Below are 17,992 nucleotides of genomic sequence, written 5' to 3' on the forward strand. Positions count from 1 at the left end.
TGTTGAAGATGATGACCCATGCTTGACGCAAAACTCGTTCGTACCCAACCGCAACTGCTCGCCGAGCGCCTTGCCACCCGCGGCTATGAGCTGGACCTCGCTCAGCTCGAGGCGCTGGAGTCCCGGCGCAAGGACGTTCAGACCCGCACCGAAAGTCTGCAGGCCGAACGCAACAGTCGCTCCAAGTCGATCGGGCAGGCCAAGGCGCGTGGCGAAGATATTCAGCCGCTGCTGGCTGACGTCGACCGCATGGGCAACGAGTTGGCTCAAGCCAAACAGGAGCTCGAGGCAATCCAGGTCGAGCTGGACGCCATGCTGCTGAGCATGCCCAACCTGCCGGCCGAGACAGTCCCGGTAGGCAAGGATGAAAACGAGAATGTCGAAGTGCGCCGCTGGGGAACGCCGCGTGCATTCGACTTCGAGGCCAAGGACCACGTCGCACTGGGCGAGCAGCACGGCTACCTGGATTTTGAAACGGCCGCCAAATTGTCTGGTGCCCGCTTTGCCCTGATGCGCGGCCCGATTGCCCGTCTGCACCGCGCGCTGGCCCAGTTCATGCTGGATCTGCATGTTAACGAGCATGGTTACGAAGAGGCCTACACACCGTATCTGGTGCAGGCCGAAGCCCTGCAAGGCACCGGTCAGCTGCCCAAGTTCGAAGAAGACCTGTTCAAGATCAAGCGCGGTGAAGACCAGCGCGACCTGTACCTGATCCCGACTGCCGAGGTCTCGCTGACCAATATCGTCAGCCAGAGCATCGTTGCCGCCGAGGAGCTGCCGATCAGGCTGACCGCACACACCCCCTGTTTCCGCAGTGAGGCCGGTTCCGCCGGTCGCGATACCCGCGGCATGATTCGTCAGCATCAGTTCGACAAGGTCGAGATGGTGCAGATCGTTCGCCCGGAAGACTCTGCTGCCGCGCTGGAAGAGCTCACAGGTCACGCTGAAGACGTACTCAAGCGTCTGGAGCTGCCGTACCGCACCATGGCCCTGTGCACCGGCGACATGGGCTTCAGCGCCCAGCAGACTTACGATCTTGAGGTATGGATTCCGAGTCAGGGCAAGTATCGCGAGATCTCCTCCTGCTCCAACTGTGGCGATTTCCAGGCCCGTCGCATGCAGGCGCGCTGGCGCAATCCGGAAACCGGCAAGCCGGAACTGGTGCATACCCTTAATGGCTCGGGGCTTGCGGTGGGCCGCACCCTGGTGGCCGTGCTGGAAAACTACCAGCAGGCAGATGGCAGCATTGAAGTGCCGCAGGCCCTGCGCAGCTACATGGGCGGACTGGAGCGCATCGGCTAAGCCGACGACTCCAGCCTCACCAACAGCGGGAGCCAATGGCTCCCGCTTTGCCTTTTAATGATGTATGCCGAGGAAGCGAGCATGGAATTCCTGCCCCTGTTTCATAATCTGACCGGCCGCCGCGTGCTGGTTGTTGGCGGTGGTGAAATTGCCCTGCGCAAGGCTCGCTTGCTCAGCGAAGCGGGTGCTGCGCTGTATGTGGTGGCGCCCGAGGTCGAGCCGGCGCTGCGCGAGCTGGTTGCCGGCAGCAATGGCTCGATACGTGAGGGTGGCTATCAGCCATCGGATCTGGACGCAGCCGTGCTGGCAATTGCCGCGACGGATGACGAAGCACTCAACGCCCGGGTGTCGGCAGATGCTCAGGCGCTGCGTATTCCGGTCAACGCAGTGGATGCCCCGCACCTGTGCACCGTGATCTTCCCGGCAATCGTCGACCGCTCGCCGCTGCTGATTGCGATCTCCAGCGGCAGTCACGCTCCTGTGCTGGCTCGCTTGTCCCGCGCCCGAATCGAGACTCTGTTCCCCGCTGCCTACGGTCGACTGGCCCAGTTGGCCAAACGCTTCCGCCAGCAGGTCAAGGAGGCATTGCCGACCATCAACCAGCGCCGCGCGTTCTGGGAAAACATCTTCCAGGGCGAGGTGGCAGAGCGCGTGTTTGCCGGGCAGGACGACGAGGCCGCGCAACTGCTGGAGGCCGAGCTGAGCGGTCAGCAGGGACAGGTGTATCGTGGCGAGGTATATCTGGTCGGCGCCGGCCCGGGCGACCCGGACCTGCTGACGTTCCGCGCTCTGCGGCTGATGCAGCAAGCCGACGTGGTACTGCATGATCGCCTGGTAGCACCGGCCATCATCGATCTGTGTCGTCGTGATGCCGACCGTATCTATGTCGGCAAGGCGCGCAGCGATCACGCTGTGCCGCAGGGAGAGATCAATCAGTTGCTGGTGCGACTGGCGAAGGAGGGCAAGCGCGTGCTGCGCCTCAAGGGCGGTGATCCGTTCATCTTCGGTCGCGGCGGCGAGGAGATCGAGGAGCTGGCAGCCCATGGCGTGCCATTTCAGGTCGTGCCGGGCATCACCGCAGCCAATGGTTGCTCGGCCTATGCCGGTATTCCGCTGACCCATCGCGATTACGCCCAGTCGGTGCGCTTCGTCACCGGACACCTGAAAGACGGCACCACCAATCTGCCCTGGAGTGAGCTGGTAGCCACTGGCCAGACGCTGGTGTTCTATATGGGGCTGGTCGGCCTGCCGGATATCTGCAGCCAGCTGATTGCCCATGGCCGCAGCGCCCAGACGCCCATCGCACTGGTTCAGCAGGGCACCACGAGCAATCAGAAGGTCCTGATCGGCACCCTGGCCGATATGCCCGAACGGGTTGCCGGCGAAACGATCAAGCCACCAACGCTGCTGATAGTCGGCGAAGTGGTATCGCTGCACGACAAGCTTAAATGGTTCAGGGCCGATGCATTGCCACCGGTGCAGGGTGTGCTGGGTACGGAACAAGGCTAAAACGCCAAATGCCGGACAGGCGCCGCCGGCGCTCTGGCGTCGGGTAAGCAATTAGGGCAGGGTTTACCCTCTGTTTCAGGAGTACATCATGACCGATTCTGCCAACCTTACCCCGTCAGAAGACCTGGAAGCCGACGCGCTGCCGGAAGAGCTGTCTCAGGCCGTTTACGGCTTCTTCAATCGGATTCCGTTCAATCGCCTGCTTGGAATCGAAATTGACGAAGTGCGACGCGACTGCGTAGCGATGAGTCTGGCGATGCGACCAGATCTGGTCGGCAACTTTACCCAGGGCATCCTCCACGGCGGTGCCATTTCCTCATTGATCGATGTCTGTGGCGGCGCCATGGCGCTGATCGGAGCCTTTGATCGTCACGCCCACCTCACTGTCCAGGAACGAATGGTGCGCCTGTCGAAGCTGGGCACTATCGACTTGCGTGTCGATTATCTGCGTCCGGGGCGCGGAAAACAGTTTGTTTGTACCTCAACCCTGTTGCGCTCGGGCAATAAGGTCGGGGTGGTACGCTCGGAGTTGCATGCCGACGACGGTACCCTGATTGCCGTCGGCACCGGCACCTATCTTTGCGGGTAACAGCCAGGACGTGGCTCAGGCGACCGGCTTGCCGGTCACCGAGGCGCGCTCCGACAGTTCAATCCAGACCCCATCCGGGTCGCGGATAAAGGCAATACGTGCGGTGCTGCCAAGGGTCACCGGTTCACGGGCTCCACTGGCACCATTGGCCAAAGCCCGCGCGTAGGCGAGATCACAGTCAAACACCTGCAGGGTCAGGTAGCGCAGCCCAAGCGCGGCAAGCGCCTGCTGATCGTCCGACGCGGGCGTATCTCCCTGTTCAAGCAGAATCCGTGCATCTGCGCAGCGAAGCATACCCGGGGCAAGCAGATCGCAGCCCAGCACGTCGGTGTAAAACCGTTGACTGCGATCAAGCTCAGCTACCCGCAGGCGCACTGCCAGCCCGGTAATGCCGTCGGTTCCGGCAGGCAGCAACGTGATGCGGTTGCCATCCGGGTCCTTCAGGGCGCGCTTTTGTGTCAGCCCGTCAATGCCAACCAGCATTTCGATGATGGGCATGGCAGCGGGTGAGGGCAGAGGGTCACGTGCGTCATTAAGTTTCAATACCGCTTCGCCAGCAGAGTAGCGGTGCTGAAGAATGCCACCACCCAGTTTCAGCGTATGGTCAAAGGGCAAGCCAACCTGCTCGCTCCAGAAGCGCTGCTGTGCATCGCGCTGATTGGTAAACAGACCGACATCAAAAAAGGCTTTGGCCAGACTCACGTCATTCTCCTTGGCAGACACGGGTGCCAACCCTAGCTCGCATCCCTTCCGGCTAGCGAGATGAAATCACACCCGGAATCGGCCACCATCGCTGCCGGTGATGGTGGCATCAGCGCCGACGGCGTTTCAGCAGCCAGCGCGCAGCCATTGCCACCAGCAACAGCAGAACCAGACCGGCCAATGCCAGAGCAACACGGTTCTTGGCAATAAACTGTTCACGGCCGTTACGCTTGACCTGTTCCCAGGCGCGATAGTCGGGCGGTACTTCGATCACCCCGTAGCGTTCGACGTAGTCGCGATAGGCCTGATAAAGCTCGGACACGATCTCTGGGTGCTGCTGCGCCAGATTGTGTCGCTCCAGCGGATCATTGGCGGTATCGAACAGCTGCGGCCCGATACGCGCCGGGATGGCGTTGGTGCTTGAGGTAACCAGTTTGTAATTGCCACGCCAGACGGCGATTCCACCAGCCAGTTCGTAGACGGTCGTGCGGCTGGCGTCGTGAACCTGTTCCTGCCGGCCTTCGAGCAGGGCGCGCATGCTTTCACCCATGATCGGATGAACAGGCCTGCCCCGGTAGCGCTCGCCGGGGGGCGTGACACCGGCAATGTCGAGCAGCGTTGGGGTGATGTCGGTCACATAGCCAAAGCTGTTGGTTCGAGTGCCGGCGGCGACTCGACCCGGCTGACTGACGATCAACGGCACGCGCATCCCACCGCTAAACGGCGACCCCTTGTAAGAGTAGAACGGAGTATTGGACGCATAGGCCCAGCCCGGGCCGTATTCGCTGTAGCTGCCGGGCGCGCCGAGCGCATCGATATCCGTGTCATAGCGCAGGCGGTAAAACAGCGGGGCGACCTCACGCAATACGGTCGACTCTCCCCCGTTATCGCTCATGAACAGGATCAGGGTATTGTCGTACTGACCGGTGTCCTTGAGATAGCTGAGCACCTTGCCGACGCTGGTATCCATCGCTTCAGCCATGCCGGCAAAGACCGCCATTTGCCGTGCCCGATATGCCTTCTCTTCATCACTCAGGCTGGCCCAGTCAATATGGCGACGAGCATAGAAGGTGCCCCAATCGTCGGTAACAGCGTTCTCACCGGTATCCGGCAACAACCCGCTCGCCAACTGGCGCTGGTAGCGCTGCTGGCGAATTGCATCCCAGCCCTGATCGTAGATATCGGCATAGCGCTGAACATAGTCTTCAGGAACCTGGTGGGGGGCATGCACGGCCTGAAACGCCAGATAGCCGAAGAACGGCTTGCCGTCCGTACGACCACTGTCGATGTAGTCGATCAGCTTGTCGGCATAGGTGAACGAGGAATAAAAGCCCTCGGGAAGGTTCACCGGTTTGCCGTCCTCAATCCAGGTGGCGCTGCCGCCCGGTAGATAATGCTTGGCCTCCCAGTTGTCTGCACCGCTTTCCATCAGTGCAAAGGAGCGCGTGAAGCCGCGCGCAACCGGCTGACTCTGCGGGCGGTCGCCCAAATGCCACTTGCCGGCCATGTAGGTGTTGTAACCTGCATCTTGCAGCAGGGTTGGCAAGGTCACAACGCTGTCGTTCAACCAGGTTTCGTAGCCCGGCTGACCTTTCTGGTTGTCCGCCATGATCTCCTTCATGTTACCCATGCCGACCAGGTGATTGGTCACGCCAGTCATCAGCATTGACCGGGTTGGCGAGCAGGTTGCGGCCACGTGAAAGTTGGTGAACTGGACCCCGCTGGCAGCCAGTTGGTCGATGTTGGGCGTGTGGATTTCCCCGCCGTACGCCCCCAGATCGCTGAAACCGAGATCATCGGCGACAATCAACAGAATGTTGGGACGCGAGTCCGCGCCGGCGGTATTGAGCGGCAGCAGGATACTCAAGCCAAGGGCTGGAAGCAGGCGAAGGAGCGGGCGGTGCATGATAAAGTCCCTGTTTTTGTGGTTATGTGCAACCGAGTATAGGGAGCGCTATCGCGGGCGCTGCGGCCGAGTGTAGCCAAACGACTGTCCCTAGCAGCCAATCCTGGCGCCGGGCAGCGCCTCGTTAATCGGGAACCTTATGGCCGCCGGGCTGTTTATAGACAAGTTTGGACGGACTTTGCAGCAAGGGGGACGGGCGAGTGCACGTGCATTATCTGCAACATGTGGAATTCGAAGGGCTGGGCCTGATCGAACAATGGCTGACCGCTCACGGTCATACGCTAAGCGGCAGCAGGCTGTATGCCGGTGACGCACTCCCCGAGCTCGAGTTGGTTGACCTGCTGATCATCATGGGAGGCCCCATGAGCGTGAACGACGAGCAGGCCCTGCCGTGGCTGCGGGAAGAAAAGGCGTTCATTCGACGTGCGCTGACCGCCGACAAGGCGATGCTGGGTATTTGTCTCGGTGCACAACTGATTGCCGCAGCGCTGGGCCAGCCGGTGTATGCCAATGCAGAACGCGAAATTGGCTGGTTCAGGGTAACGGGCAATACCCATCATAACGGCGCGGCCTTTCACTTCCCCGGTCAATTCCACGCACTGCACTGGCATGCTGAAACCTTTGATCTGCCTCCGGGCGCCATTTTGCTTGCGTCCAGCGATGCCTGCGAAAACCAGGCTTTCCAGCTGGGGCGTTCGGTTATCGGCCTGCAATTTCATCTGGAAGCCGATCGCGCATTGCTTGAACGCTTTGTCACCGCTGACGCACAGGCACTTTCTCCGGAACGCTGGGTCCAAACTGCCGGGCAGATTCTCAGTGTGGATGATATGACCCTGACCCGCAGCGCAGCACTGCTGGATCACGTACTGACCTATCTGACGGAGGTTGTATGAAACACCGCATTCACGGATTGCTTGCCCTTACCGGGCTGGCGCTGCTGGGGGGCTGTGTTCAACTCCCGGATGGCATTGAGCCGGTAACGCCGTTTCAGGCTGACCGATACCTCGGGCACTGGTATGAAATCGCGCGGCTGGATCACCGTTTTGAACGCGGGCTGAGTCAGGTCAGTGCCGAGTACTCGCGTGCAGATAGCAACGAGATCAAGGTAATCAACCGCGGCTGTGATGCACAAAGCGGATCCTGGAACCAGGCTGAGGGTCGTGCCCGCTTTGTCGACGACCCGAATACCGGGTTCCTGAAAGTATCATTCTTTGGGCCGTTTTACGGCACTTATGCCATCTTCGAGCTGGATCCCGAATATCAATATGCCTTTGTTTCCGGCCCCAATCGCGACTACCTTTGGTTCTTGTCGCGTGACCCCGAACCGGACGCAGCACTGCGCCAGCAGTTCGTGAAGCGGGCTGCGGAGCTTGGCTTTGCGGTCGACGAACTTATCTGGGTCAAGCAGGGCGACAGCCGCTGCAGCTAGACGTGTTCGAAAATATGCACGGTCTCGTAGCCTTTCGCGGCGGCACAGGATACTCTTTGGCTCCAAGAATAATTACAGGCTGAGGCCGTTGCGTGCTTGATCTGACGACGTTGATGCTGGTGCTGGCGCTAACCACGGCCACAGCGGTGATTTGCCTGCTGGTTGCCGCCGCACTGAATCCCAGGGTTCCGTCCATTCGCTTCTGGGCGATTGGCCTCAGCATGGTCGTTTTCGGGGCTCTTTTACAGTCGGCACGCGCCTACATACCGATCTGGTTCAGCGCCATCGTCATTACCCAGGGCTACTTTGTACTGTGGTGGGGAGCGCGCTGCCACCAGCAGGGGTGGGCTGCCCCCCATTTCTGGCCAACCATGGCGACTCTGCTAGCTCTGCAGGGTGCAGCCTTCTTCCTGCTCAGGGATTCCCTTCGTTTCAGCATCATGACCCACAGCGCGATTGTAGTCGTGGTCGCCGGTCTCATGGTCTACGAAATTATCCGGGTACGACCAAGACCCCGTACCCTGACCTACGCCTGGTGCGCCATCTGGCTTGTTCATGCAGGCCTGTATCTGCGTCGTCTCATGCTGTACGGGCTTGATCCAGCGTATGCAAACGTCACCACCTTTGAGCAAGGCGAATCGGTCGAAGCGCTGAATTACCTTGAAGGCATCGTATTCATCTATGCCTTCACCATGATTTGCATCATGTTCCTGCTGCGCAGCCTTCAGGACGAACTCAAGACTCAGGCCATGCACGACCCGCTGACCAACCTGTTCAACCGCAGGGCTTTTGAACAGGCGGCACTGCGGCATCTGGAAGGTAACCGCAGGACAGGGGAGAGCGCAGCGCTGCTGTTGCTTGACTTGGACGGTTTCAAGGCAATCAACGACCGCCATGGCCATGCCGCAGGCGATGCAGTGCTGGCCCGATTTGCAGAGTTATTGCAGGACTCTTCACAGACACGGGACCTGATCTGCCGTTTTGGCGGAGAAGAATTTCTCTTGATGGTGGACAACACGGATATGAACAAGGCAAGACAGCTTGCCGAACGGATTCGCGAAACCTGGCAACGTCAGCAGGTTCAGGTAGGCAGGCTGACGCTGAGCAATACCGTATCAATCGGGCTGACGCCGGTTCCGGCGGATTCCACATTGTCCCTGCACGAGCTGGTCGAACGAGCCGATCAGGCGCTGTACCAGGCCAAGCAGAGCGGGCGCAACCGCTGCTGCAGCTGGCCACTCACCGCTGACAACGCTGCCTGCCGAGAAGGCGAACAACGGAGTTTTGTTCAACTCGGCTCTCCGGAATAACCCAACAGGCATTGCCCCGGGCAATCTGCCCGCACCATTTTTCTTCATCATGTATTGCGTTTCCGAACTCTGTTCAATAGAGTGCTTTGCACAAGAATAAAACAAGCTGGATATGATGTATGCCGCCTTCACGCGAGGAAGCGGCGCAGGCCCTGCGCGAGATCAGCAATGTGCAGGCGCGTGTCGCCGGATTTCAGGACTATCGATTTGAAGCAAGCCAACTGATTCTCTGGGGGCTGCTCAATATCATCGGCTGCGTCGGCAGCGCTCTGTTCGCTGGCTACCTGCTTCCAATCTGGCTGGGTGTGGTGGTTGTCGGCCTGCTGCTCGGTGTATTCATGGCGGTCCACAGCGCCCCCCGAGTTCCCGGCGTAATCTGGCGCTATCTGCTGGTTATTCTCTCCATTTTGCTGTTTGACGTCATTCTGCACGTCATTTTCTGGCCTGTGTCTCCGCGCCAGGGCAGCATGATCGTCCCCCTGTTTGTTGCCACCATTTACATCGTTCGAGGCGCACAGTCACGGCCCCGTTACATCGCCGTTGGCGCCTTGCTGGCGGTGCTCAGCATGCTCAGCTTCCTGTTTGCAGGTGATGGCTACTGGTACTGGCTTGCACTCAGCTGGGGCGGCACCTTTGTGGTCTCGGGCCTCTGGCTGAGGAGGTGCTGATGCAGTCGCCAAACGACCTCATCCATCAGCCTGTGCGGCTCAAGATCATGGCCGCGCTCAACACGCTGGCATCCGATCAATGGCTGGAGTTTGTCTCGCTCAGGTCCATCGTCGATACCACCGATGGCAATCTTGGCGCACATCTCAATACCCTTGAAGCTGCCGAATACGTTCGAATCAAGAAGGATTTTGCAGGAAAGAAGCCGCGCACGCGGGTCTGCCTGAGCGCCAAGGGGCGTGTTGCATTCGGTCAGTATGTCGCCGAACTGCACGCCATTCTGGCGCCCCAGAACCTGGACACCTGATTCGGCATCGCACCTGACTCACTCATAACATCAACAATCTGGAGTTGGCATGCACACTCGTTCGTTTATCTCGACCTCGGCCCGCTGGCAACAGCGTCTGCGTACCCTGTCATTGCTGGTGCTGCTTGTCGCCGGTGGCGGCGCAACCGGGTTGGTACTGGCCCAGGCCGATAACCAGCCGCCTGACGCAACCGCAGCCAGCGCCGCAACAGCCGCTGTCAGTGAAACGGTACCGGCGATTCAGGCAGCAGCACCAGAAGCCCAGCCGGCAGTCGCGCACACCTCATTTGGCGTGCGTGAGATGTACCTGCAAGCCGATCCGCTGGTTAAATCGGTCATGATCCTGCTGGTGTTCTGTTCCGTGCTGACCTGGGCTGTGCTGCTCGAAAAGCTGTTCGTCTTCAGTGCGGCCAAACGCCGCAATAATCAGTTCCTCAAGGCCTATCGTGGCGGTCAGGCTGATCAGCTCGGAGAGCAGCTTGAGCGCAGCGCCATGGGTCGGATGTGGAAGGTGGCCCAGGCCGAACTGAGTCACTACCGCACGCTGCCCGCCGAGGGCAACGATGCCGACCGGCTCAACCGTCTGCTGCAACGCATTGCGCTGACCGCCGGCATTGTTCAGGAGCGCGATCTGGCCAGGATGGGAACCATGATGGGCGTACTGGCGACCATCGGCGCCACGGCTCCCTTTATCGGCCTGTTCGGTACCGTATGGGGGATCCTCAACAGCTTCGCCAGTATCGCCACCCTTAAATCTGCCAGCCTGGCCGTCGTTGCGCCCGGTATCGCTGAAGCACTGCTGGCAACGGCGCTGGGGCTGTTTGCAGCAATTCCCGCGGTGATGATCTTCAACAAGTTTGCCCGTGACATTAACGGCTTTGTCGGTTCGCTGGACAATTTCTCGGCAGAGATGATCGCCGGCGTCTCACGTCAGCTGGATGAAGGTCGCTGATATGGGCATCCAGCTGAACTCCGGGCCGCTGGTGAAGCGGCACAACTACCAGCAGAACGCCGAGATGAACATCACACCCTTTGTCGATGTGATGCTGGTTTTGCTGATTATCTTCATGGTCGCAGCGCCTCTGGCGACGGTGGACGTCCCGGTTGATTTGCCAAGCAACGCCGCAACACCGAATCCGCCACCGGACGAGCCGGTTTATGTCAGCGTGCAGGCCGACGGCATGCTGTTCGTGCAAGAGCAGCCGGTAGTACTGGTCGACCTTGCCGCCGGTGTCAACCAGCTGACCGGCGGGGATGTGCGAACGCGCCTGTTTCTGCGTGGTGACAAGGCGGTGGAATACGGAACCCTCATGCAGGTCATGAATACATTGCAGAAGGCCGGATACGGACAGATCAGTCTGGTCGCCTCGGAAGAACTGGAGCCCTGATGAGCGCCTACCGAGAACGCAGTAGCTGGCCGTTCCGGATACTGGTGGCAATCGTTGCCCTGGGCCTGCATATCGGACTGCTGGCGTGGTTGCAGAGCGCGGAGTTCCGCCACCAGGCACTGCCGGCCGGCCCGGATGTGGTGGCTGTTGATCTTTACGTGCCACCGCCGCCGGAGCCAGAACCTGAACCCGAGCCGGAACCCGAGCCCGAGCCACCAGCCCCCGAGCCGGAGCCGCAACCCGAGCCGCCAAAACCGACCGTTCGCAGGCCGCCCCCGGCGCCCGCAACACCGCCGACGCCCCGCGGCCCGCCGGTTCACAGCTTTGGTGCCAATCAGCAATGGGCAGCACCACCGACGCCGCCACCGGCAGCCACCAGCACACGCGGGAGAATGGCACCGTCCGGCTATGCCAACACGGTTAAGGGGCGAGTAACGGCCAACCTGCAGCGGCCCGAGGGCGCTGTTTACAAGCCGCCGCCAGGCTATCGGGGCGACCCCAACGACTTCAAGCGGCAATGCTACATCCCCTACGAAATCACGGTGGATGGTGCAGGCCAGATGGTCGGGTTCGAGATCGACCCCTGTGGCGATGCATTGCTGGATCAGGCTGCGCGTGAGGCCATCAGGCGTTCGGGTCCGTTTCCTCCACCACCCGCTGGCGGAGAAGGGCGCTACACCATTTACGGCACAGCCATCTTTTTGGACTGAATACGGAGTACTGGCATGTTTACCCCCACGCGTATTGTGTTGGTCTCAAGTGTGATCTTGCTGACGGCCTGTGCCAGTGCACCGGTGCCGCCGAAACCCAAACCGGATCTGACACCCCGCCTGTCAGCTTTGCCGGATGCCGGAAGGGCAGGCTTTGATTGCAGCGGTGCCTTGCCGGAAGTGCATCGGCAGATCTGCGCCAGCGACAGCCTGGCGGCCCGGGATCGGCAGTTGACCGAGTTGCTGCACCAGCGTGTAAACGCACTGGATCTTCCCGGTGCGCTGCTGCTGGAGGCCAATCATCGTCAGTGGCAACTGTCGCGTGCCGGAGCCTGTGGCCTGGGAACCGAGGCTGGCACCGCATTGCAACCAGATGCGACAGCGCAAGCGTGCCTGGACGCCCTGTATCGCCAGCGCATCAATGAGCTGCGTAACTGGCCAGCGCCACCTCAGGTTACGTCATCACAGCGCCATGCCTGGTCCACCTATGCCGAGTTCAGAGTGGCTGAGGAGCTCAGGCCCGGATTCTGCGGCGCCATCGGCGCGGCCCTTAACCGCTCGTTGGCAGCAAACGGCGAAGCAGACATTACCGTACTGTCCGGCGCCACCTTGCTGGCCGGCAGCCGCAATGGGGATCGCGAAGCCAGCGTCGGCGGCCACCGTTACCGGGTGGAACTCTACAACCCGGGTCTGTACGCCGGCTACCAGCAACGGGCACGGGGGCTGCTGATTGATGACCGGGTCGTCATGGATCATCGGACCATGCCCGCCTGGATTGCCAAGCAACCGGGTTACGGCGGTCGGGCCAACGCATCCTCGTCACAAACCGGGGATTACGGTAGCATCGACTTGTTCAGCTATCAGGGCGAGCCGCTGGCACTGGTCAATGAAACCTGGGGCTTCTACTCGCCGGCTGCGCGTGGTGAGTCGGCCTATGCCGGCGTTTACGCACTGGGTGGTGATATCAAGCCACTGTGCCTGTTCCAGAGCTATCTCACACCGCCGCGTACAGACAACCTGCGCGGATTACCCACCTACGCACAGCTCAACAGTGCGCTCGAGCAACTCGCAGATGACCCGCTGCCGGGCTATGCCCAGAGCGAACGCCGCGACCTGTTTCAGCGCTGGAAAGAGCGTCAGTGGACCCTTCTCAATCTGCCGTTGCTGGGTGTTGACGAATACCAGCGCAGTGGTCGCCAGGGCGCCATCGCTGCCCGCAACGATGCCGCAATGGAGAAGTTCTTCCTCTGGTCCGAGCGTAATATCGGCAACAAGCAACGCTACCGTCGGTTGATGCCGATGCTGGCTCCGGCGCATCAGGAGCTGCAGGCGATGTTTGTCGGTCAGGGACTGACGGCAGCAGAGGCCGGCATCGCCGCCGACCTGCTGTTCCACGAGACCTTTGCCCGCAGCATGGAGAACTTGGAACTGCCGGAGCAGGCGCCTGCGCTGCCAGCGGAACCTTTTGCACGCTATCAGGCGCGTTATGCGATCGCCCCTCAACCCGGCGCGCTTGAGCAAGGCAGGCAGTTTGCCACGCTGCACAGCGTCGTACTCAATGGTGCGCCGCTGAATGTGGTGTCCGATTTTATTGCCTATGAAACCGAGATGCTGGGCGAAAATCGGGGGATCGGTCCTGATGGTGACACCGCACTGATGGCTGCCGTTGCGACCCCGGATGCTGTATCGCTGTTGCTGCAGCGCGGATTTGACGTTAATGCACGCAACCAGTGGGGGCGAACCGCGCTGATGGCTGCAGCCCAGAACGGGCAGAGTGAATCGGTACGCAGATTGCTGGCAGCCGGGGCCGACCTGTATGCCGAAACACGCGCTGTAGAAAATGCCGGTGTTGGTGGTCCGGATCGACAAGAAGCGGCCACCGGTCGACAGACCGCATTGCTACTCGCCGCAGCCAGCGGCGACGAGGCGACCATCAGAGCGCTGATGGATGCCGGTGCCATGCGTCAGGCCTGGCGTGGTTACGACCAGGCCATCTGCCGGGCAGTATCAACCAACGAATCGCTGACAACCGTTCAGCGCGATAGCTTCAAGGCTTCCGAACTGTGCGCCTCGACTTACGCACCCCTGCCTGTCAGTGCCCAGAAGCCGATTGATATACGCGCCGGCGATGAACTGATTATCCGTGAAGACGGTCAGAGTTATCCGATCCAGCTGATTCGTCGACCTGCAATGACATTGTTCGGTAGACCGACTGAAATGCCGCCGGCGGATCTGACCGAAGACATCGGCCCTATGGCGATCAACGTTGCCACGACTGCAACCCGGCGTGCGAAGGTCCGGGTGACTGGACCGCTGAATCTGCTGTTCGACGATCTTGGCGGCAATTCGCCTGATCTGCTGCGCTTCCAGGTCAGTTTCCCTGTCAGCGGCTCGCCGGTACCTCAAGCGGGATATCGTGTCTCGCAACAACCGGAGCAGCAGGTATTGAGCCTGGATTTCGACCCGCAGCGTCATCAGGTCGAGGCTGCATGGCGGGCGCTCTACAGCGCGGCCTATACTCAGGGTCTGAATCCGGCCAAAACCGGCTATGTCGTGATCGATAACCGAGGCGTGCGCCGCGTCAGTTACCAACTGGTTGTAAGCGATCAGTACGAGGAGCAAAACCCCTAGCCGTGGGCCGGTACAGGGCAGGGCGGCTACATTGAACGGGATACCTTCATGTTACGACTGTTCTGCCTGATGATCACAGCCTGTCTGATGACAGGCTGTGCGACTGCCGGCATGTCTCACAGCGAGCTGCCGACCTATTATCTGCCCGCGGACACATCAACCAAGCTGGGTCGCTATCTGGCAAAGCAACGCTCTACGGACCCGACGCAGTCCGGATTCATCCTCCTGCATGACGGTGCAGATGCACTCGCTGCGCGGATTCGGCTGATTGACATGGCCGAGCACAGCCTGGATATCCAGTACTACATCTATAACACCGATATTACCGGAGGGCTGATCACTGAGCGGCTGATGGCCGCGGCTGATCGCGGTGTACGAGTACGTCTGCTGATAGATGACGTCGGTGCCAACGTCGATGATGTCGGTATTGCTACCGTGGGCCTGCATCCCAATATCGACGTGCGCCTGTACAACCCGGTCAGCCTGCGCAGCAACTGGATGAAGCTGCTGGGCAAGGTAATCGAGTTCGGCCGCATCAACTACCGCATGCACAACAAGCTGATGGTTGCCGATAGCACAGCGCTGATCACCGGCGGGCGCAATATCGGTGATGAGTACTTTTCTCTAACCGATATCGACTTTCAGGACGTCGATGTCATCGCCATCGGCCCGATCGCCGAAAGCGCAGCTGACAGTTTTGACAACTACTGGAACAGCGGTATCGCCATACCGATCACAATGATGACTGGCGAGCGCACGGCAGAGGAACTTGCCGGAATGCGCGCAAAGCTCGGATCAGCGACGCGCCAGGCTGCGCGCAATCCCTACATAAGGGCGGTTGCAGAGTCGCGTTTCCTCAGTGATCTCGGTGGCAACGCCCTCTCATGGCATTGGGGCCAAGCGAGCTGGCTTTACGATGACCCGTCCAAGTCAGATCCCCGCGGCGACGGCAAGGAGATTGCCTACCTTGGCGGCAGCCTGATCGAGCCGATCAGGCAAACCGAAGAGGAGCTGCTGCTGACGTCCGCCTATTTTATCCCACGCACAGGCGGAGAACGGCTGCTTCTGGGGCTGGTTGAGCGTGGCGTTGATGTCTCGGTACTGACCAACTCGCTGGCAACCACAGATGTACTGGCGGTACACAGTGGTTACGTCAAATCGCGTCGTCCGCTGCTCGAAGGTGGCGTCAGGCTCTGGGAGCTGAGACCGATTGCCGGACAGCAGGAAAGGGCCAGCCCATTCCTGGGTGAATCACTTGCCAGCCTGCACGCGAAAACCTTTGTGTTTGACCGCCAGGCAACTTTTATTGGCTCGGTGAACCTGGATCCGCGATCCATCAAAATCAATACCGAGGCAGGCGTCTACATCGAGAATCCCGAGTTGGCGCAGGAGATGGTCGAGCTGTTCGAGCGCTGGACCTCGGACGACTACGCCTTCAGGGTCGAACTGGATCGCCGGGGTGATCTGCGCTGGAGGGCCGAGGGACGAACCTGGGAAGCCGAACCTGATGCCAGCCGATTCCGTCGATTCATGAGCTGGAGCCTGGGCTGGCTGCCCTTGTCCGGACAGCTATAAGCAAGTCATGCGAGACCTGACAGCCAGCGCCGGGCAGCAGCAAGGTACAGACCTGCACAGCGCTTTACCTCGCTGGCATCACAGTGCTCTACCGCCCGATGCAGGGATTCCAGCGGGTCGGCAACCGGCGCAGCTGGAGAACCAAGTTGCAACAGATCGCTCTCCAGCTGATAACTGAGGTCCTCCAGGAGGCTGAGCGCGCTCTGGTCCAGCGGCTGCTCCAGCAATTGCTGTAGTGACAGGGTGTGCGCCTGGAGCTGCAAGACAGCAGGGTGACCGCTCGCGCCGGAAATCGTACCGGCGCCGGCCAGAGCTCCGGGCGCCATCATGCTGACCGTCAGACTTACTGGAACCAGATACATTTTCATGGCAAATCTCGCAAATGATATTCAATCTCATTTGGATTCTAGCCGGAATTTCCATGAAAGCAATAGCGCTGCAGCAGTTTCCTTGATTTAGAGCAAGGGGCTGAGGAAGAACATAAGGCGTTCCAGCACACGCGCCCCACGCGAACGCTGCCGCCATTGCGCCAATTCAAGCTCAACGCTATCCGATATATAGCCGTCCAGCAGGCGTTTGATGACAGCGCAACCTTCTGGCGAAAAAAGCGGGACTGTGAGTTCAAAGTTGAGTTGGAGGCTGCGGATGTCCAGATTCACGCTGCCAACCAGCGCAAGCTGGCCATCCATCAGCATTGCCTTGGTGTGAAGCAGCCCGCCGCGAAACAGATAAATTGATCCACCTGCTTCGAGAAAACGCTCATAGTAAGCGCGGCTGGCCCAGCCAACCAGATGCGAGTCATTGCGCTCGGGTACCAGCACCTTGACCCGCACACCACGCCGCGCAGCCTGGCAGAGCGCGTCAAATATCGCCTCTGATGGTACGAAGTAGGGCGTACTGATGGTGATACTTTCATTGGCGCGATAGATGCTGGACAGTACCGCCTGGGTGATCAGATCTTCGCCCATGCCCGGACCTGACGGCAGAATGGACAGCCATTTATAGCAGGTTGGCGGGCTGGGCGGCGCAGGGGCCAGACGACGGATACCGGTCTCGACCTCCCAGTCCCAGGCAAATACCTTGTCCAGACCTCGTGCTGCAGGGCCATCCAGCCGCAGCATGATATCGACCCACTGTCCTACATTGGCCTCCTTCTTGAAATGCGATGGGTCAGCCATATTCATCGAGCCGGTATAGGCAATATGCCCGTCGATGACAACCAGCTTGCGGTGCAGACGCAGGTCGACGCGCTGCGCCAGTGCCCGCCAGAGTCGCACCGGCAGGGCCGGCACCACTTCGATTCCGGCATCGATGAAACGCTTGCGCCAGCGCGAGCGAAAGAAAGGGCGACTGCCGGCGTGATCGATCAGCAGGGAAACCTGAACTCCGCGTCCGGCGGCGTCGATCAGCGCTTCGCTCAAGGTGTCGATGCGCCCTCCGGGAAACCAGATATAGGTTTCCAGGTGAATACTGCTTTTGGCCTCACGCACATCCTGACACAGGCGATCGAAGATCTGCTCGGGCGTCTCCAGCAAGTCCATTTGCTGGTAGCCCAGCGCGCCAATGCCGAGGCGTGTCTCGATCAGTTGGCGAATCCCCTGCACCAGCTGCCCGCCGGGCAAGGGGGCCTTTTGGGTTTTGAAGTCCTCTGCAATGCTGGCGAGAAAGGGTTCCAGCATCGCCTCGGCCCGACGCGCACGTTGACGGCCAAGGTTGAGTTCACCCAGCATCAGATAGAGCAGGGCGCCCACAAACGGCAGGATATAGATAACCAGCAGCCAGGATAGCGTCACGCTGACCGGATTGCGGCGGCCAATGACCCGAAAGGTGACCACGGCGGTAAAAAGCCAGTAGAGTACCGCCAGGGCGATGCCGATGATGTGTTCGATGTAGCTCATGCGGATTGAACAGAGTACCTGTCCAGACGTCCAATGCAGCAATCTAGCAGGATTTACCCGCACCGTTAAG

The 17,992-nt window shown here is 60.2% G+C and carries 17 protein-coding genes; 13 read left to right on the top strand and 4 right to left on the bottom strand.

Going from position 1 to position 17,992, the window contains the following annotated elements; translation table 11 throughout:
* Positions 1-18: 18 nt before the first annotated feature.
* From serS to ACZ5WQ_RS05000, 3 genes are all read left to right on the top strand, one after another.
* Complete coding sequence (serS, locus tag ACZ5WQ_RS04990; protein WP_228244912.1) at positions 19-1,302, top strand: serine--tRNA ligase; 1,284 nt, start codon at positions 19-21, stop codon at positions 1,300-1,302.
* Between the two features lie 81 nt (positions 1,303-1,383).
* Positions 1,384-2,811, top strand: a complete 1,428-nt coding sequence (cysG, locus tag ACZ5WQ_RS04995; protein WP_285677087.1) for a siroheme synthase CysG — start codon at positions 1,384-1,386, stop codon at positions 2,809-2,811.
* Between the two features lie 88 nt (positions 2,812-2,899).
* Positions 2,900-3,400 carry a thioesterase family protein gene (locus ACZ5WQ_RS05000; protein WP_228244910.1) on the top strand — a complete coding sequence of 167 codons (501 nt, stop codon included), beginning with the start codon at positions 2,900-2,902 and terminating at the stop codon, positions 3,398-3,400.
* 15 nt (positions 3,401-3,415) lie between these two features.
* Here the strand turns inward: ACZ5WQ_RS05000 and ACZ5WQ_RS05005 are convergent, their stop codons facing one another.
* The gene (locus tag ACZ5WQ_RS05005; protein WP_285677088.1) at positions 3,416-4,102 is read right to left on the bottom strand and encodes a VOC family protein; all 687 of its coding nucleotides are present in this window, start codon (positions 4,100-4,102) and stop codon (positions 3,416-3,418) included.
* Positions 4,103-4,211: 109 nt separating this feature from the next.
* The gene (locus ACZ5WQ_RS05010; protein ID WP_464383276.1) at positions 4,212-6,008 is read right to left on the bottom strand and encodes an arylsulfatase; all 1,797 of its coding nucleotides are present in this window, start codon (positions 6,006-6,008) and stop codon (positions 4,212-4,214) included.
* Between the two features lie 206 nt (positions 6,009-6,214).
* Between ACZ5WQ_RS05010 and ACZ5WQ_RS05015 the strand changes: the two genes are divergently transcribed.
* The 10 genes from ACZ5WQ_RS05015 (at position 6,215) to ACZ5WQ_RS05060 (ending at position 16,024) form a co-directional block, all read left to right on the top strand.
* On the top strand, positions 6,215-6,901 hold the full coding sequence (locus tag ACZ5WQ_RS05015; protein ID WP_285677090.1) for a type 1 glutamine amidotransferase: 687 nt from the start codon (positions 6,215-6,217) through the stop codon (positions 6,899-6,901).
* A complete protein-coding gene (locus ACZ5WQ_RS05020) occupies positions 6,898-7,437 on the top strand; it encodes a lipocalin family protein (RefSeq protein ID WP_464383277.1) in 540 nt (179 codons plus the stop codon). The genes ACZ5WQ_RS05015 and ACZ5WQ_RS05020 overlap by 4 nt, the downstream gene beginning before the upstream one ends.
* Before the next feature lie 92 nt (positions 7,438-7,529).
* Positions 7,530-8,747 carry a GGDEF domain-containing protein gene (locus tag ACZ5WQ_RS05025; protein ID WP_464383278.1) on the top strand — a complete coding sequence of 406 codons (1,218 nt, stop codon included), beginning with the start codon at positions 7,530-7,532 and terminating at the stop codon, positions 8,745-8,747.
* A gap of 119 nt (positions 8,748-8,866) precedes the next feature.
* Positions 8,867-9,415 (top strand): hypothetical protein, encoded by a 549-nt coding sequence (locus tag ACZ5WQ_RS05030; RefSeq protein WP_088274243.1) that lies wholly within the window; start codon positions 8,867-8,869, stop codon positions 9,413-9,415.
* Positions 9,415-9,720, top strand: coding sequence for a winged helix-turn-helix domain-containing protein (locus ACZ5WQ_RS05035; protein ID WP_088274242.1), 306 nt, complete (start codon positions 9,415-9,417; stop codon positions 9,718-9,720). Before ACZ5WQ_RS05030 ends, ACZ5WQ_RS05035 begins: the two co-directional genes overlap by 1 nt.
* Before the next feature lie 49 nt (positions 9,721-9,769).
* The gene (locus tag ACZ5WQ_RS05040; RefSeq protein ID WP_464383279.1) at positions 9,770-10,672 is read left to right on the top strand and encodes a MotA/TolQ/ExbB proton channel family protein; all 903 of its coding nucleotides are present in this window, start codon (positions 9,770-9,772) and stop codon (positions 10,670-10,672) included.
* Position 10,673: 1 nt separating this feature from the next.
* On the top strand, positions 10,674-11,108 hold the full coding sequence (gene exbD / locus ACZ5WQ_RS05045) for a TonB system transport protein ExbD (RefSeq protein ID WP_464383622.1): 435 nt from the start codon (positions 10,674-10,676) through the stop codon (positions 11,106-11,108).
* Positions 11,108-11,818, top strand: a complete 711-nt coding sequence (locus ACZ5WQ_RS05050) for a TonB C-terminal domain-containing protein (protein ID WP_464383280.1) — start codon at positions 11,108-11,110, stop codon at positions 11,816-11,818. The genes exbD and ACZ5WQ_RS05050 overlap by 1 nt, the downstream gene beginning before the upstream one ends.
* A 15-nt stretch (positions 11,819-11,833) precedes the next feature.
* Complete coding sequence (locus ACZ5WQ_RS05055) at positions 11,834-14,449, top strand: ankyrin repeat domain-containing protein (protein ID WP_464383281.1); 2,616 nt, start codon at positions 11,834-11,836, stop codon at positions 14,447-14,449.
* A 48-nt stretch (positions 14,450-14,497) separates the two neighbouring features.
* The gene (locus ACZ5WQ_RS05060) at positions 14,498-16,024 is read left to right on the top strand and encodes a phospholipase D-like domain-containing protein (RefSeq protein ID WP_464383282.1); all 1,527 of its coding nucleotides are present in this window, start codon (positions 14,498-14,500) and stop codon (positions 16,022-16,024) included.
* A 5-nt stretch (positions 16,025-16,029) separates the two neighbouring features.
* Here ACZ5WQ_RS05060 and ACZ5WQ_RS05065 read toward each other — a convergent pair whose 3' ends face one another.
* A complete protein-coding gene (locus ACZ5WQ_RS05065; protein ID WP_233049649.1) occupies positions 16,030-16,392 on the bottom strand; it encodes a DUF6746 family protein in 363 nt (120 codons plus the stop codon).
* Between the two features lie 87 nt (positions 16,393-16,479).
* A complete protein-coding gene (gene cls / locus ACZ5WQ_RS05070; RefSeq protein ID WP_228244900.1) occupies positions 16,480-17,922 on the bottom strand; it encodes a cardiolipin synthase in 1,443 nt (480 codons plus the stop codon).
* Positions 17,923-17,992 lie beyond the last annotated feature (70 nt).

The sequence above is a fragment of the Halopseudomonas sp. T1L2 genome, assembly GCF_055397385.1.

Excerpts from the sequence above, each read along its gene's own strand:
- serS (WP_228244912.1), top strand. The coding sequence starts at position 19 with ATGCTTGACGCAAAACTCGTTCGTACCCAACCGCAACTGCTCGCCGAG.
- cysG (WP_285677087.1), top strand. The coding sequence starts at position 1,384 with ATGGAATTCCTGCCCCTGTTTCATAATCTGACCGGCCGCCGCGTGCTG.
- ACZ5WQ_RS05000 (WP_228244910.1), top strand. The coding sequence starts at position 2,900 with ATGACCGATTCTGCCAACCTTACCCCGTCAGAAGACCTGGAAGCCGAC.
- ACZ5WQ_RS05010 (WP_464383276.1), bottom strand. The coding sequence starts at position 6,008 with ATGCACCGCCCGCTCCTTCGCCTGCTTCCAGCCCTTGGCTTGAGTATC.
- ACZ5WQ_RS05020 (WP_464383277.1), top strand. The coding sequence starts at position 6,898 with ATGAAACACCGCATTCACGGATTGCTTGCCCTTACCGGGCTGGCGCTG.
- ACZ5WQ_RS05030 (WP_088274243.1), top strand. The coding sequence starts at position 8,867 with ATGCCGCCTTCACGCGAGGAAGCGGCGCAGGCCCTGCGCGAGATCAGC.
- ACZ5WQ_RS05035 (WP_088274242.1), top strand. The coding sequence starts at position 9,415 with ATGCAGTCGCCAAACGACCTCATCCATCAGCCTGTGCGGCTCAAGATC.
- ACZ5WQ_RS05040 (WP_464383279.1), top strand. The coding sequence starts at position 9,770 with ATGCACACTCGTTCGTTTATCTCGACCTCGGCCCGCTGGCAACAGCGT.
- exbD (WP_464383622.1), top strand. The coding sequence starts at position 10,674 with ATGGGCATCCAGCTGAACTCCGGGCCGCTGGTGAAGCGGCACAACTAC.
- ACZ5WQ_RS05050 (WP_464383280.1), top strand. The coding sequence starts at position 11,108 with ATGAGCGCCTACCGAGAACGCAGTAGCTGGCCGTTCCGGATACTGGTG.
- ACZ5WQ_RS05055 (WP_464383281.1), top strand. The coding sequence starts at position 11,834 with ATGTTTACCCCCACGCGTATTGTGTTGGTCTCAAGTGTGATCTTGCTG.
- ACZ5WQ_RS05060 (WP_464383282.1), top strand. The coding sequence starts at position 14,498 with ATGTTACGACTGTTCTGCCTGATGATCACAGCCTGTCTGATGACAGGC.
- ACZ5WQ_RS05065 (WP_233049649.1), bottom strand. The coding sequence starts at position 16,392 with ATGAAAATGTATCTGGTTCCAGTAAGTCTGACGGTCAGCATGATGGCG.
- cls (WP_228244900.1), bottom strand. The coding sequence starts at position 17,922 with ATGAGCTACATCGAACACATCATCGGCATCGCCCTGGCGGTACTCTAC.